The organism is Pseudomonas sp. BW16M2, assembly GCF_014268865.1.
GTDB lineage: Bacteria > Pseudomonadota > Gammaproteobacteria > Pseudomonadales > Pseudomonadaceae > Aquipseudomonas > Aquipseudomonas peradeniyensis.
Genome location: NZ_JABWRI010000011.1, coordinates 1 through 13,806, shown reverse-complemented (window position 1 = coordinate 13,806; position 13,806 = coordinate 1). Strand labels below are relative to the sequence as shown.

The following is a 13,806-nucleotide window of genomic DNA, read 5'->3' as shown; positions in this document are numbered from 1 at the left end:
GCTTGCACCATGCGCCATCCCCTGCTGTCCATCTGTCTGGCGCTGGCGCTGGGTGGTTGCCAGGCGAGCCTGCCACCCATGCCGGCCTGGCAGGGTACCGAGGGCCGTGACAACGTCCAGTTGGGGCAGATCATCGAATTGTCCAGCGGCCAGGCCTTGAGTCCCGGGCAGCTGGTCCAGCGCCTGGCCGATGCGCCACGGGTGCTGGTGGGTGAAAAGCACGACAACCCCGACCACCACCGCCTGCAGCTCTGGTTGCTGCGTGCCCTGGAGAGCCGCCGGCCACAGGGCAGCCTGCTGCTGGAAATGCTCGAGCCACGGCAGCAGGCCCTGGTCGATGCGCAGAAGGGCAGGGTGTCGCCGGCAGCCGACCTGCCCAAGGCCCTCGACTGGCAACCCGGCTGGGACTGGGCGCTGTACGGGCCGATCATCCGCGAGGCCCTGGGCCAACCTTATCCGCTGCTGGCCGCGAACCTGTCACCGGAGGAGGTCCGCCAGGCCTATCGCCAGCCAGCGACACCGCCGGGCGAGCGCTCCAATGCGCCGGCCGTGGTGCAGGCGCTGCTGGCTCAGGTGCGCGCCGGCCACTGTAACCTGCTGCCGGAAAGCCAGCTGCCTGCTATGTTGGCGGTGCAGCAGCAGCGCGACCGACGCATCGCCGAACGGCTGTTGGCCGCGCCGCAACCGGCACTGTTGCTCACCGGCAGCTACCATGCGCGCAAGGACCTGGGTGTGCCCCTGCATGTGGCCGACCTCGATGCCACGGCCGAGGGCAAGGTGCTGTTGCTGATGGAAGTGGGAGAGACGGTCGAGCCAGGCATGGCTGACTTCGTCTGGTACACCCCGGCGACGCCGGAGCAGGACTACTGCGCCCAGCTGCGCAAGGCGCACTGAATCGCGGGCAAAAAAAGACCCGGCAAAGTGCCGGGTCAATAACCGTGATTAGCCTGATGAGGAGATAATCTGAGCGTCCGAACCAGGGAGCATTCAGGTTACCCAACCGGTCTCGCGACCAGTTGTGATAATCATAACGATTCTCATTTCGGCGTCAATGCCTTTTGCGAATTATTTTTCGTTTTTCTGTGCCGGGCATTTCGCGTCGAGCTGTTGGTTCAGCGCCTGCTTGCGTTCGGCCGGCAGGTCGTTCCAGTGCATGTCCAGCAGGGCCCCCTCGATGGCGTACAACAACACCTTCGAAGCCCGGAATCCTCGCGTTCTCACGGCTTGATAGGCACCCACCGCGCCGAGCCGGCGCAGGTCCGAAGCACTGTGGATACCGACGGCGTGCAGCCATTGCGCGGAGGTCTTGCCAAGGTTTTTCAGATGCTGCAATTCATCGTTCATCGAGCCTCCTTGCGATGGCTGAACGGGTCGTGGGGATAAATCGCGAGCAGGTCAATGAGGAGTGTAGCGGGGGTTGTGAATAACGCGGCCTTTTGCCATCGGGGCCGACGGGATGCAGTACTTTCGCTGGGTGGGACCCTATGGGAGCGGGTTGCGTGGGAGCGGGCTTGTCCCGCGATGGCGATCGCTGGGGCAGACGCTATCGCGGGGCAAGCCCGCTCCCATGTGTGTCCGCTCCCACAAAGTTCCCATCCACAGCCTGGCGCAGGCCAGACGCTTACCCTTGGCGAGCGCTGCGATAACGCATCCGCGTCCCGAACTTCACCGACATCAGGATCTCGTCGGCGCTGAGCTCAGCCGGGAAGTAGGTCCCGGAGATCTGCGCATGGGCGAGGCTGGCGCCCTCCAGGCCGTTTTCGCGCAGGTCGAGCCCGCGCAGGTCGGCGGCGCGAAAGTACGCGTCGGTGAAGTCGATGCCGCGTACGTCCAGGTCGCGCAGGTCGAGGCCGCGGAAATCACCGCCGCGAAAGTCGATAGTCGTATCGCTGGGCTTCTCGCGGTTGAACGCCGCGATCTTCTCGTCGCGGATCATCGAGTACAGGACGTTGTCCAGCTGACGGGGCTGATTCATGGCGGCGCCTCCTCCGTGGGGTGTGATGATATTGTAATGACATCACTGGAGGGGCGCCGGACTTCAGGCGTGAACTGTCGACTGCTTCACGCCTTGCGGCTCAAAGGCCGGGCAGGTGCTGGCGGATCTGCTCGATCAGCTGGTCCATGCTGGCGCTTTCCTGGGTGTTCACGCGCTTGCTGTGCTTCTGCTCCTCGGCATCCAGCGGATCGCGGCTGGCCTTCTGCGCCTGGATCACTTCCAGGGTGGCGTCCGAAGGATCGATGGCTTCGGCCTGGCGCTGGGCCAGCCAGCTGGCGATCACCGCGTCGGGGGCCTGGCAGTCGAGAATCAGGAACGGCACGCCGGTCTCGCTGGCGACGTCCGCGGCCGCCTTGCGCTGCTCGTGCTTGAGGTAGGTGGCATCGAGCACCACCGGGAAACCGGCATGCAGGATGATCGCCGCCAGCTCATGCAGGCGCTGGTAGGTGGCGATGCTGGCTTCCTTGTCGTAGATGCCAGCCTCGAGCTGACCGGCGTCGGCTGCCGACTGCTTGCCGAACAGGCGCTTGCGCTCGACGTCCGAACGCACGCGTACCGCGCCCAGGGCCTCGACCAGGCGCATCGCCACATGGCTCTTGCCCACCGCCGAGACGCCCTGAGTGACGGCCAGCAGGCGCGAAGGGATGGCGCTGTAGCTTTCGGCCAGGTTGGCATAGTTGCGGTAGGTGCGCAGGGTGGTGGCGCGCTGCACGCCATCGGCGTCGGGCGACAGGCTGAACAGCGCGACCTTGGCCCGCACCAGGGCGCGGTAGGCCTTGTAGAAGTTCAGCAGCTCCAGGCCTTCGTAGTCGCCGGTCAGCTCCAGGTACTGGCTGATGAAGCGTCGCGACAGGCACTTCAGGCCGCGGTCCTCGAGGTCCATGGCCAGGAAACCGACATCGGCGTAGACGTCGGTCAGGCGGAACGGCTCGTTGAACTCGATGCAGTCGAAGATCACCACCTTGCCGTCGATCAGGGTGGCGTTGCCCAGGTGGATGTCGCCGTGGCATTCACGGATGAAGCCATTGGCCTTGCGCGCCTCGAGCAGGCCGTGCAGGCGCTTGAAGCTGTCCTGGGCCCAGGCCTGCAGGTTGTCCAGTTGTTGCAGGTCGGCCTTGTCGGTCAGGAACGGGCGGATCTGCTCGAAGTTCTGTTCCACCGGCGCCATGACCGCGTCCGGGGTGCCCAGCGGATGGTCGACCGGCACTTTCGGCGCCTGCAGGTGGAACTCGGCGATCTGCCGGGCCATCTGGTCGATGTGACCGGCGTTCAGCTCGCCGTTGGCCTGCAGGGTGCTGAGCATCTGGTCCTGGGGGAACTGACGCATCTTCAGCGCGTACTCGATCGCCGGGCCTTCGCCGCCGATCTGCGGGGCCTCGACGCTGCCGGTGATCGGCAGCACTTCCAGATACAGGCCTTCGGTCAGGCGCTGGTTCAGCCGCAGCTCTTCGTTACAAAAATGCCCGCGCTGGTCCAGGCCGGTGAAGTCGAGGAAGCCGAAGTTCATCGGCTTCTTGATCTTGTAGGCGTACTCGCCGGTGAGCAGAACCCAGGAGATGTGCGTCTCGATGAGCTGGAAGCCCGCGACAGGGTGCGGATAGAGGGCGGGGTTCTGCAGCGCGCTGATCAGGGCTTGGCTCACGGATCATCCTTCAGGGGTCAGGGAATTCGAATCGGACATTATGGTCAATGGTGCCGTCCCTGCAAACCGCCGTAGGCGTCTGCCCCCCTTTTCCAAAGTGCGTATAATCCGCCGCCATGACACGTACCCGAAATTCCCGCACCTCTAAAAAACGCCCGACCGGCCGCGCCCGCGCCTGGCTGGGCTGGGCACTCAAGCTCAGCCTGGTCGGCCTGGTGGTGATCGCCGGCTTCGCGGTCTACCTCGATGCGACCGTCCAGGAGAAGTTCTCCGGCAAGCGCTGGACCATCCCGGCCAAGGTGTATGCCCGGCCGCTGGAGCTGTTCGTCGGCCAGAAACTGAGCCGCAACGACTTTCTCACCGAACTCGACGCTCTCGGTTACCGCCGTGAAAGCGCGGCGAACGGCCCTGGCGCGGCGTCGGTCAACGGCAACAACGTCGACCTCAATACCCGTGGCTTCCAGTTCTACGAGGGCATGGAGCCGGCGCAGTTCGTGCGCGTGCGCTTCTCCGGCGACTATGTCGCGGGCTTGAGCGGCGCCAATGGCGGCAAGCTCGACGTGGTGCGCCTCGAGCCGCTGATGATCGGCGGCATCTACCCGAAGAACCTCGAAGACCGCATCCTGGTCAAGATCGACCAGGTGCCGCCGTACCTGGTGGAAACCCTGATCGCCACCGAAGACCGCGACTTCTACAGCCACTTCGGCGTGTCGCCCAAGTCCATTGCCCGGGCGGTGTGGGTCAACACCTCCTCGGGCGCCATGCGCCAGGGTGGCAGTACCCTGACCCAACAATTGGTGAAGAACTTCTTCCTCACCAACGAGCGCAGCCTCAGTCGCAAGCTGACCGAAGCGATGATGTCGGTGCTCCTGGAAGTGCACTATGACAAACGCGAGATCCTCGAGGCCTACCTGAACGAAGTGTTCATCGGCCAGGATGGCCAGCGCGCTGTGCACGGCTTCGGCCTGGCCAGCCAGTTCTTCTTCAGCCAGCCGCTGCAGGAACTCAAGCTGCACCAGATCGCCCTGCTGGTCGGCATGGTCAAGGGCCCGTCCTACTACAACCCTCGCCGCCACCCCGAGCGCGCCCTGCAACGGCGCAACCTGGTGCTCGACCTGCTCGCCGAGCAGGGCGTGGCCACTCAGGATGTGGTCGACGCGGCGAAGAAGATGCCGCTGGGCGTGACCAAGCGCGGCAGCCTGGCCGACAGTTCGTTCCCGGCCTTCCTCGACCTGGTCAAGCGCCAGCTGCGCCAGGACTACCGCGACGAAGACTTGACCGAAGAAGGCCTGCGCATCTTCACCAGTTTCGACCCGATCCTGCAGATGAAGGCCGAGACCGCCATGAGCGAGACCTTCAAGCGCCTGGCCGGGCGCAAGGGCGCCGACGAAGTGGAATCGGCGATGGTCGTCACCAACCCCGAGACCGGTGAAGTGCAGGCGCTGATCGGCAGCCGTCAGTCAGGCTTCGCCGGCTTCAACCGCGCCATCGACGCCGTGCGGCCGATCGGCTCGCTGGTCAAGCCGGCGGTCTACCTGACCGCGCTGGAGCAACCGAGCAAGTTCACCCTGACCAGCTGGGTGCAGGACGAGCCGTTCTCGGTCAAGGGCGCCGACGGCCAGGTGTGGCGTCCGCAGAACTACGATCGCCGCCCCCATGGCACCATCTACCTGTACCAGGGCCTGGCCAACTCCTACAACCTGTCGACTGCCAAGCTCGGCCTGGAAGTGGGCGTGCCCAACGTGATCAAGACCATCGGTCGGCTCGGCGTACAGGTTGACTGGCCGGCATTCCCGTCGATGCTGCTGGGCGCTGGCGGCATGTCGCCGATGCAGGTGGCGACCATGTATCAGACCATCGCCAACGGCGGCTTCAACACGCCGATGCGCGGTATCCGCAGCGTGCTCACCGCCGAAGGCGAGCCGCTCAAGCGCTACCCGTTCCAGATCCAGCAGACCTTCGACCCGGGTTCGATCTACCTGGTGCAGAACGCCATGCAGCGGGTGATGCGCGAAGGCACCGGCCGCTCGGTGTACAGCGTGCTGCCAAGCTCGCTGACCCTGGCGGGCAAGACCGGCACCAGCAACGACTCGCGCGACAGCTGGTTCTCCGGCTTCAGCCAGGACCTGCTGGCGGTGGTCTGGCTGGGCCGCGATGACAACGGCAAGACGCCGTTCACCGGTGCCACCGGCGCGCTGCAGGTGTGGACCAGCTTCATGAAGAAGGCCGACCCGCTGCCGCTGGACATGCCGCAGCCGGACAACGTGGTGCAGGCCTGGATCGATCCTTACAGCGGCCAGGGTTCCGACGGCAGCTGTCCGGGAGCGGTGCAGATGCCGTATATTCGTGGCAGTGAACCGCCCGCTGGCGCCACCTGTGGTGGCGAGCAGAACCCGGCCGAAGAGGTGATGGACTGGGTCAAGGGCTGGATGAATTGAGCGCGAGCTTCTGAAGAGGGTGTGAAGTGAACAAGTGGTGGATTCCTGCCGTGGCGGCAGTGACCGTGCTGCACGGCTGTGCCAGCGTCCCGCGTGGCAACATTCCGGTGGTCGATTCGAGCACCCGGGTCTCCAACAGCGAGCGCGTCTCGGCCAACCGCACGTCGGCCTATCCGACCAGCGGCGGCAGCAGCCAGGCCCGGTCGTTGCCGGAAGACTCCGGCGTCACCGTGATGATCCCGCAAGGGACCGGCGGCGCGCCGATCCAGTCGTTCCCGGCAGGTACCGGTCCAGCACCGATCAGCACTGGGCCGATCACCCCGGGTCCGGTCAGCAGCGGCCCGATCAGCACCAACCCCAACCCGATCGCCGACGAGCCGTTCGACATCGCCTCGATGAGCAATCCGGCGCCGGTCACCAGCGCGCCCACCGGGATTCCGCGGGGCAATGTCTCCGGCGGCGGCCTGTCCGCCGACGAACAGCTCGACGGCCCGGTGCTGGCGCTGCTGACCACGGCCCAGCAGCAACAGGGCAGTGGCGACTTCAATGGCGCCGCGTCGAGCCTGGAGCGTGCCCAGCGCATCGCCCCGCGTGAGCCGCAGGTGCTGTTCCGCCTGGCCCAGGTGCGCCTGTCGCAGGGCGACGCCGCGCAGTCCGAGCAACTGGCGCGCCGCGCCCTGACCTACGCCAACGGTCGTCCCGACCTGCAGGCCCAGCTGTGGAACACCATCGCCCAGGCCCGCGAGAAGCAGGGTGACAGTGCCGGCGCGGCCCTGGCGCGGCAGAAGGCGCGGGTCAACCTGTGATGGAACAGCGCATCCTCGATATCGCCGACCATCTGCTGCTGATCGAGCGCGAACTCAAGGTCCAGGGCTGGTGGAGCGATGTCGCGCCCAGCGCCGAGGCGCTGGCCAGCGTGGTGCCGTTCGCCGTCGACAGCATGGCCTTCGAGCAGTGGCTGCAGTGGATCTTCCTGCCGCGGATGAAACTGATCCTCGAGCACGGACACCCGCTGCCCAATGCCTCGGGCATCCTGGTCATGGCCGAGACGGTGTTTGTCGACCGTCCGGAACAAAGCCGCGCGCTACGGCGCTTGTTGGCAGAATTCGACCAATTGATCAGCCCCTCCGCCTGATTTCTTCTCTTTTTCCTTCAAGGGCCGCAGATTGTGGCCCTTTTTTATGAAAATCTTCTTAAATCTGCTGCTGTGAACCTTTTTAGTGGTTGCAGTGATTCATCTTGCCGAAAAATTGGCAATAATTTCTCTTGACTTGTGCGCGCCGAATCACAAGAATCCAGATTCCGCTGTAGAGGGACTGCCAGAAGCAGACCCGCTAAGCAGATCATGAGGCGCACACCCGCGCCGACTTGTAACACCCCGCAACGCGTTACCTCGCGCTGGGTGGGAAGGCCCGCAACACACCAGGGCACTCCCAATACTTGCTCAGTCAGTGCTGACGTTCGCTCATGCTCTGCTTGGCAGTAAACCTATTAAGACCCGCTCAGTGAGGGCGGTATTCTGGCGTTTTAGAGGTGAACAACGTGGAGCTTTTATCTGGCGCTGAGATGGTCGTCCGCTTCTTGCGTGACGAAGGCGTTAAGCACATCTACGGGTACCCTGGTGGTGCTCTCCTTCATGTTTACGATGCCCTGTTCAAGGAACCGGAAGTCCAGCACATCCTGGTCCGTCACGAACAGGCTGCCACCCATATGGCGGACGGTTACGCCCGTGCCACCGGCAAGGCCGGCGTGGTACTGGTGACTTCCGGTCCAGGCGCGACCAATGCCATTACCGGTATTGCCACCGCCTACATGGATTCCATTCCGATGGTCATCCTGTCTGGCCAGGTGCCCAGCACCATGGTCGGCACCGACGCGTTCCAGGAAACCGACATGATCGGTATCTCCCGGCCGATCGTGAAGCACAGCTTCATGATCAAGCATGCCTCGGAAATCCCCGAAGTCCTGAAAAAAGCCTTCTATCTTGCGCAATCCGGCCGTCCCGGCCCGGTGGTGGTCGATATTCCAAAAGATATGACCAACCCGGCCGAGAAGTTCGAGTACATCTACCCGAAAAAGGTCAAGTTGCGTTCGTATAGCCCGGCTGTTCGTGGTCACTCCGGGCAGATCCGCAAGGCGGCCGAGATGCTCCTGGCGGCCAAGCGCCCGATCGTCTACTCCGGCGGTGGCGTGATCCTCGGCGGCGGCTCCGAAGCCCTCACCGAAATCGCCAAGACGCTGAACCTGCCGGTCACCAACACCCTGATGGGCCTCGGTGGCTTCCCGGGCACCGATCGCCAGTTCCTCGGCATGCTCGGCATGCACGGCAGCTACACCGCCAACATGGCCATGCACAACGCCGACGTGATCTTCGCTGTCGGTGCGCGTTTCGACGACCGCGTGGTCAACGGCCCGGCCAAGTTCTGCCCGAACGCCAAGATCATCCACATCGACATCGACCCGGCGTCGATCTCCAAGATGATCAAGGCCGACGTGCCGATCGTCGGCCCGGTCGAGAGCGTGTTGAGCGAGATGCTCACCATCCTCAAGGAAATCGGCGAGCAGCCCGACAAGGCGGCGCTGGATGCCTGGTGGAAGCAGATCGACGAATGGCGCGGCGACGGTGCGCTGTTCCCCTACGACAAGGGCGACGGCAACATCATCAAGCCGCAACAGGTGATCGAGACCCTGTGCGAAGTGACCCAGGGCGATGCCTTCGTCACCTCCGACGTGGGCCAGCACCAGATGTTCGCGGCGCAATACTACCGCTTCAACAAACCCAACCGCTGGATCAACTCCGGTGGCCTGGGCACCATGGGCTTCGGTTTCCCGGCGGCCATGGGCGTCAAGCTCAACTTCCCCGACCAGGACGTGGCCTGCGTTACCGGTGAAGGCAGCATCCAGATGAACATCCAGGAACTGTCCACCTGCATGCAGTACGGCCTGCCGGTGAAGATCGTCAACCTGAACAACGGTGTGCTGGGCATGGTCCGCCAATGGCAGGACATGTCCTACAACGGTCGCCACTCGCACTCCTACGTCGAGTCGCTGCCGGACTTCGTCAAGCTGGCCGAGGCCTATGGCCATGTGGGCATCCGCATCACCAGCCTGAAAGACCTCAAGCCGAAACTGGAAGAGGCTTTCGCGATGAAGGACCGCCTGGTGTTCATCGACATCGCGGTCGACCGGACCGAGCACGTCTATCCGATGCAGATCAAGGACGGCTCGATGCGTGACATGTGGCTGAGCAAGACGGAGCGTACCTGATATGCGGCACATCATCTCCCTGCTGCTGGAAAACGAACCCGGTGCCTTGTCTCGCGTGGTCGGCCTGTTCTCCCAGCGCAACTACAACATTGAAAGCCTGACCGTGGCACCGACCGAAGACCCGACACTGTCGCGTCTGACGCTGACCACCGTTGGCCATGACGAAGTGATCGAGCAGATCACCAAGAACCTGAACAAGCTGGTCGAAGTGGTCAAGCTTGTCGACCTCTCGGAAAGCGCCCACATCGAGCGCGAGCTGATGCTGGTCAAGGTCAAGGCCACCGGTGCCCAGCGCGCCGAAATCAAGCGCACCACGGATATCTTCCGTGGCCAGATCGTCGACGTGACCGCCAGCGTGTACACCGTGCAGCTGAGCGGCACCAGCGACAAGCTGGACAGCTTCATCCAGGCCATCGGCACCGCATCGATTCTCGAAACCGTGCGCAGTGGCGTCACCGGCATTGCCCGTGGCGACAAAGTGCTCAGCATCTAACTTCAAAAACTAGCGATGGCTCCGCTGGGGCCGAGATATAACAGGGGTATTTCATGAAAGTTTTCTACGATAAAGACTGCGACCTTTCCATCATCCAGGGCAAGAAAGTCGCCATCATCGGCTACGGTTCGCAAGGTCACGCCCAGGCGTGCAACCTGAAGGACTCCGGTGTGGACGTTACCGTCGGTCTGCGTAAAGGTTCGGCTACCGTTGCCAAGGCAGAAGCCCACGGCCTGAAAGTGGCTGACGTGGCTACCGCCGTCGCCGCTGCCGACCTGGTCATGATCCTCACCCCGGACGAATTCCAGGGCCAGCTGTACAAGAACGAGATCGAGCCGAACATCAAGAAAGGCGCCACCCTGGCCTTCTCCCACGGCTTCTCGATCCACTACAACCAGGTCGTTCCGCGTGCCGACCTCGACGTGATCATGATCGCGCCGAAGGCCCCGGGCCACACCGTGCGCTCCGAGTTCGTCAAGGGCGGTGGCATCCCTGACCTGATCGCCATCTACCAGGACGCCTCGGGCAACGCCAAGAACGTCGCCCTGTCCTACGCCGCTGGCGTCGGTGGCGGCCGTACCGGCATCATCGAAACCACCTTCAAGGACGAGACCGAAACCGACCTGTTCGGTGAGCAGGCCGTTCTGTGCGGCGGTACCGTCGAGCTGGTCAAGGCCGGTTTCGAAACCCTGGTCGAAGCGGGCTACGCCCCGGAAATGGCCTACTTCGAGTGCCTGCACGAGCTGAAGCTGATCGTCGACCTCATGTACGAAGGCGGTATCGCCAACATGAACTACTCGATCTCCAACAACGCCGAGTACGGTGAGTATGTCACCGGCCCTGAAGTCATCAACGAAGAATCTCGCAAGGCCATGCGCAATGCCCTGAAGCGCATCCAGGACGGCGAGTACGCGAAGATGTTCATCAGCGAAGGCGCCACCAACTATCCTTCGATGACCGCCAAGCGCCGCAACAACGCCGCCCACGGCATCGAAATCATCGGCGAGCAACTGCGTTCGATGATGCCGTGGATCTCGGCCAACAAGATCGTCGACAAGACCAAGAACTGAGTCTTGCGTCGATAAATGAAAAACGCGGCTTCGGCCGCGTTTTTTCGTTTGCGCGGTCAGCTTCTGGTATAAAGCGACCAGTGGCTCGCTGTTAGAACCGTTTTGCCGAGCCCATGTCGAACATATTCCACCCTGTTGCAAGGTACTTTTCATGAGCGAACGTCCCGAAGAGCCGAACAAGCCCTCCGACGCCGAAAGCCTGCTACCTATCGATGAACATGTCGAAGAAGGCCACGATGCCGAAGGGCGCAAGGTGCGTCACCGCGGTATCTATCTGCTGCCCAATCTGTTCACCACCGCGAACCTGTTCGCCGGCTTCTATTCCATCATCAGCTCGATGAGCGCGCAGAGCGCCCTGAGCGCGGGTGATCCGCGGGAGGCGAGCAAGTATTTCGCCTTCGCCGCCATCGCGATCTTCGTCGCCATGGTCCTCGACGGCCTCGACGGCCGCGTGGCCCGCATGACCAATACGCAAAGTGCCTTCGGTGCCGAGTACGACTCGTTGTCGGACATGGTCGCCTTTGGTGTGGCGCCGGCGTTGCTGGCGTTCGGCTGGGCCCTGGGCGACATGGGCAAGGTCGGCTGGATGGTCGCCTTCATCTATGTGGCCGGCGCCGCGCTGCGCCTGGCACGCTTCAACACCCAGGTCGGCACCGCCGACAAGCGTTACTTCATCGGCCTGGCCAGCCCGGCGGCGGCCGGCGTGGTGGCCGGTACCGTCTGGGCGTTCAGCGACTACGGCATCCAGGGCTCCAAGCTGTCGTTCCTGGTGGCGCTGCTGGTGGCGGCTGCGGGCATGCTGATGGTCAGCAACATCAAGTACAACAGCTTCAAGGAGCTCGACCTCAAGGGCCGCGTGCCCTTTGTCGCGATCCTGGCCGTGGTGCTGGTGTTCGCCGTGGTGTTCAGCGATCCGCCGCGCATCCTGCTGTTGATCTTCCTCGCCTATGCCGCGTCGGGGCCGATCCAGTTCCTGTTGCGGGCGCGCCGTCGTAAATCCTGACAAGGATTTAATCGCGGAATAACCTGCCGGCTCCATAGTCTTACGTGTACATCAGTTACCCGTACTGTGGAGCCGCCATGCTCATCAAGCTTCCCCGATCCAGCGACTGCAAGTCGTCCGAGATCACCCCCGAAGGTTTCTACCTCTCCCGTCGCAAGTTGCTGGGCGCCAGCCTTGCAGGTGCAGCCCTGGGCGCCTTGCCCCGGTTGGGCACCGCGGCGGAGGTTTCCCGCTATGCCGATGTCGAGGCGGGCAGCGCGCCAGGCTGGTTCACCGACAAGCTCGGCGCCACGCGCTGGCAGGCAGTCACCGTCAGTGGCGAGGCGATCACGCCGTTCAAGGACGCCACTCACTACAACAACTTCTACGAGTTCGGGCCCGACAAGGGCGATCCGGCGGCCAATGCCGGCAGCCTGAAGACCGAGCCCTGGAGCCTGGTGGTCGATGGCGAGGTGGCCAAGCCCGGGCGCTATGCGCTGGAGGACTTCATCAAGCCTTACCAGCTCGAGGAGCGGATCTACCGCTTGCGCTGCGTGGAGGCCTGGTCGATGGTGATTCCCTGGCTGGGCTTTCCTTTGGCGGAGGTGCTCAAGCAGGTCGAGCCAACTTCGAAGGCGCGCTATATCCGTTTCGAAACCCTGGAAGACCCCAAGAGCATGCCCGGCCAGCGGTCCGGTTTCGCCCTGATCGACTGGCCCTATGTCGAGGGTCTGCGCCTGGATGAGGCGATGAACCCGCTGGCGATTCTGGCGGTGGGCATGTATGGCCGCGAGCTGCCCAACCAGAACGGCGCGCCATTGCGTCTGGTGGTGCCGTGGAAGTACGGGTTCAAGAGTATCAAGTCGATCGTGCGCATCAGCCTGGTGGCGGATCAGCCGCAGACCACCTGGCAGGGGCTGGCGCCGAACGAGTACGGCTTCTATGCCAACGTCAACCCGACGGTCGACCACCCGCGCTGGACCCAGGCCCGGGAGCGTCGCCTGCCCAGCGGGCTGTTCAGTCCCAATGTGCGCGATACTTTGATGTTCAACGGCTATGCCGATGAAGTGGCTTCGCTCTATACCGGCCTCGACCTGCGGAAGAATTACTGATGCGTTATCCCTGGCTGCGCCTGGCGATCTTCGTGACTGGTTGCCTGTTCCCCGTGTGGTGGCTGTACGAGGCGGCCATGGGGCTGCTTGGTCCTGATCCGGGCAAGATCATGGTGGACCGTCTTGGGCAGGGGGCGCTGATCTTTCTCTTGATTACCCTGAGCATGACGCCGCTGCAGCGGCTGACGGGGTGGTCGGGGTGGATCGTGGTGCGGCGCCAGCTGGGGCTGTGGTGCTTTGCTTATATAGTGCTGCACATGACGGCGTACATGGTGTTCATCCTGGGGCTGGATTGGGGGCAGTTCGGCGTCGAGCTGCGCAAGCGGCCCTACATCATTGTCGGTGCCTTGGGCTTTCTTGGCCTGCTGGCGCTGGCGGTCACCTCCAACCGGTATAGCCAGCGGCGTCTTGGCGCGCGGTGGAAGAAGCTGCACCGGCTGGTCTACGTGATTCTCGGGTTGGGCTTGTTGCACTTCCTGTGGATCGTGCGCTCGGACCTGAAGGAATGGGCGGTGTATGCCGCTATTGGGGTCTTCCTTCTGGTGCTGCGTATTCCCCCGGTTTGGCGACGTGTTCCACGATTGGTCGGGCGGGGGAGGGCGGCCTGAAATCTTTCTTTAATAAAAGGTTGACGCCCTCTCAGATCCCCTTATAATGCGCCCCACTTCCAGCGACATCGGAACGAAAAACTCCTTGAATATCAAAGGGTTGATTGTTGAAGAGGGTTGCGGAGGTGCTTCGATCATCTGATCGGCAGCGGTGAAAAAGGCAGTTGACAGCAGGTTGTAACGCTGTATGATTCGCCT

At 63.2% G+C, this 13,806-nt stretch carries 14 protein-coding genes; 10 read left to right on the top strand and 4 right to left on the bottom strand.

Annotated elements, in window-relative coordinates:
* The first annotated feature begins 9 nt into the window (after window positions 1–9).
* Window positions 10–894 carry a ChaN family lipoprotein gene (locus tag HU735_RS12190; RefSeq protein WP_186713732.1) on the top strand — a complete coding sequence of 295 codons (885 nt, stop codon included), beginning with the start codon at window positions 10–12 and terminating at the stop codon, window positions 892–894.
* Between the two features lie 171 nt (window positions 895–1,065).
* Here the strand turns inward: HU735_RS12190 and HU735_RS12185 are convergent, their stop codons facing one another.
* The 3 genes from HU735_RS12185 to HU735_RS12175 form a co-directional block, all read right to left on the bottom strand.
* Window positions 1,066–1,344: a TfoX/Sxy family protein gene (locus HU735_RS12185; protein WP_028691223.1), complete on the bottom strand. Its 279-nt coding sequence runs from the start codon at window positions 1,342–1,344 to the stop codon at window positions 1,066–1,068.
* A 277-nt stretch (window positions 1,345–1,621) separates the two neighbouring features.
* Window positions 1,622–1,975, bottom strand: coding sequence for a pentapeptide repeat-containing protein (locus tag HU735_RS12180; RefSeq protein ID WP_186713731.1), 354 nt, complete (start codon window positions 1,973–1,975; stop codon window positions 1,622–1,624).
* Window positions 1,976–2,075: 100 nt separating this feature from the next.
* Window positions 2,076–3,638 (bottom strand): AAA family ATPase, encoded by a 1,563-nt coding sequence (locus HU735_RS12175; RefSeq protein WP_186713730.1) that lies wholly within the window; start codon window positions 3,636–3,638, stop codon window positions 2,076–2,078.
* A 116-nt stretch (window positions 3,639–3,754) separates the two neighbouring features.
* On the opposite strand from HU735_RS12175, the gene mrcB reads away from it, so the two are divergent.
* The 9 genes from mrcB (at window position 3,755) to msrQ (ending at window position 13,608) form a co-directional block, all read left to right on the top strand.
* Complete coding sequence (gene mrcB, locus HU735_RS12170) at window positions 3,755–6,076, top strand: penicillin-binding protein 1B (RefSeq protein WP_186713729.1); 2,322 nt, start codon at window positions 3,755–3,757, stop codon at window positions 6,074–6,076.
* A gap of 26 nt (window positions 6,077–6,102) precedes the next feature.
* Window positions 6,103–6,882, top strand: coding sequence for a tetratricopeptide repeat protein (locus HU735_RS12165; protein ID WP_050706955.1), 780 nt, complete (start codon window positions 6,103–6,105; stop codon window positions 6,880–6,882).
* Window positions 6,879–7,211 carry a YqcC family protein gene (locus HU735_RS12160; RefSeq protein ID WP_050706954.1) on the top strand — a complete coding sequence of 111 codons (333 nt, stop codon included), beginning with the start codon at window positions 6,879–6,881 and terminating at the stop codon, window positions 7,209–7,211. The genes HU735_RS12165 and HU735_RS12160 overlap by 4 nt, the downstream gene beginning before the upstream one ends.
* A gap of 407 nt (window positions 7,212–7,618) precedes the next feature.
* Window positions 7,619–9,343, top strand: coding sequence for an acetolactate synthase 3 large subunit (locus HU735_RS12155; protein ID WP_186713728.1), 1,725 nt, complete (start codon window positions 7,619–7,621; stop codon window positions 9,341–9,343).
* Between the two features lies 1 nt (window position 9,344).
* On the top strand, window positions 9,345–9,836 hold the full coding sequence (gene ilvN, locus HU735_RS12150; protein WP_003250040.1) for an acetolactate synthase small subunit: 492 nt from the start codon (window positions 9,345–9,347) through the stop codon (window positions 9,834–9,836).
* Window positions 9,837–9,889: 53 nt separating this feature from the next.
* Entirely contained in the window at window positions 9,890–10,906 is a 1,017-nt protein-coding gene (ilvC, locus tag HU735_RS12145) for a ketol-acid reductoisomerase (protein ID WP_027917653.1), read from the top strand.
* A 151-nt stretch (window positions 10,907–11,057) separates the two neighbouring features.
* The gene (gene pssA, locus HU735_RS12140; protein ID WP_050706953.1) at window positions 11,058–11,909 is read left to right on the top strand and encodes a CDP-diacylglycerol--serine O-phosphatidyltransferase; all 852 of its coding nucleotides are present in this window, start codon (window positions 11,058–11,060) and stop codon (window positions 11,907–11,909) included.
* Between the two features lie 77 nt (window positions 11,910–11,986).
* Window positions 11,987–13,000 (top strand): protein-methionine-sulfoxide reductase catalytic subunit MsrP, encoded by a 1,014-nt coding sequence (gene msrP / locus HU735_RS12135; RefSeq protein ID WP_050706952.1) that lies wholly within the window; start codon window positions 11,987–11,989, stop codon window positions 12,998–13,000.
* Window positions 13,000–13,608 (top strand): protein-methionine-sulfoxide reductase heme-binding subunit MsrQ, encoded by a 609-nt coding sequence (gene msrQ / locus HU735_RS12130; protein ID WP_186713727.1) that lies wholly within the window; start codon window positions 13,000–13,002, stop codon window positions 13,606–13,608. The genes msrP and msrQ overlap by 1 nt, the downstream gene beginning before the upstream one ends.
* A 9-nt stretch (window positions 13,609–13,617) precedes the next feature.
* Here the strand turns inward: msrQ and HU735_RS27100 are convergent.
* The coding region (locus HU735_RS27100) for a hypothetical protein (RefSeq protein WP_238349809.1) at window positions 13,618–13,806 on the bottom strand (189 nt) is incomplete at its 5' end.

What these genes read in the sequence shown, in the direction of transcription:
- HU735_RS12190 (WP_186713732.1), top strand. Translation starts at nt 10, where the DNA reads ATGCGCCATCCCCTGCTGTCCATCTGTCTGGCGCTGGCGCTGGGTGGT.
- HU735_RS12185 (WP_028691223.1), bottom strand. Translation starts at nt 1,344, where the DNA reads ATGAACGATGAATTGCAGCATCTGAAAAACCTTGGCAAGACCTCCGCG.
- HU735_RS12180 (WP_186713731.1), bottom strand. Translation starts at nt 1,975, where the DNA reads ATGAATCAGCCCCGTCAGCTGGACAACGTCCTGTACTCGATGATCCGC.
- mrcB (WP_186713729.1), top strand. Translation starts at nt 3,755, where the DNA reads ATGACACGTACCCGAAATTCCCGCACCTCTAAAAAACGCCCGACCGGC.
- ilvN (WP_003250040.1), top strand. Translation starts at nt 9,345, where the DNA reads ATGCGGCACATCATCTCCCTGCTGCTGGAAAACGAACCCGGTGCCTTG.
- ilvC (WP_027917653.1), top strand. Translation starts at nt 9,890, where the DNA reads ATGAAAGTTTTCTACGATAAAGACTGCGACCTTTCCATCATCCAGGGC.
- pssA (WP_050706953.1), top strand. Translation starts at nt 11,058, where the DNA reads ATGAGCGAACGTCCCGAAGAGCCGAACAAGCCCTCCGACGCCGAAAGC.
- msrP (WP_050706952.1), top strand. Translation starts at nt 11,987, where the DNA reads ATGCTCATCAAGCTTCCCCGATCCAGCGACTGCAAGTCGTCCGAGATC.
- msrQ (WP_186713727.1), top strand. Translation starts at nt 13,000, where the DNA reads ATGCGTTATCCCTGGCTGCGCCTGGCGATCTTCGTGACTGGTTGCCTG.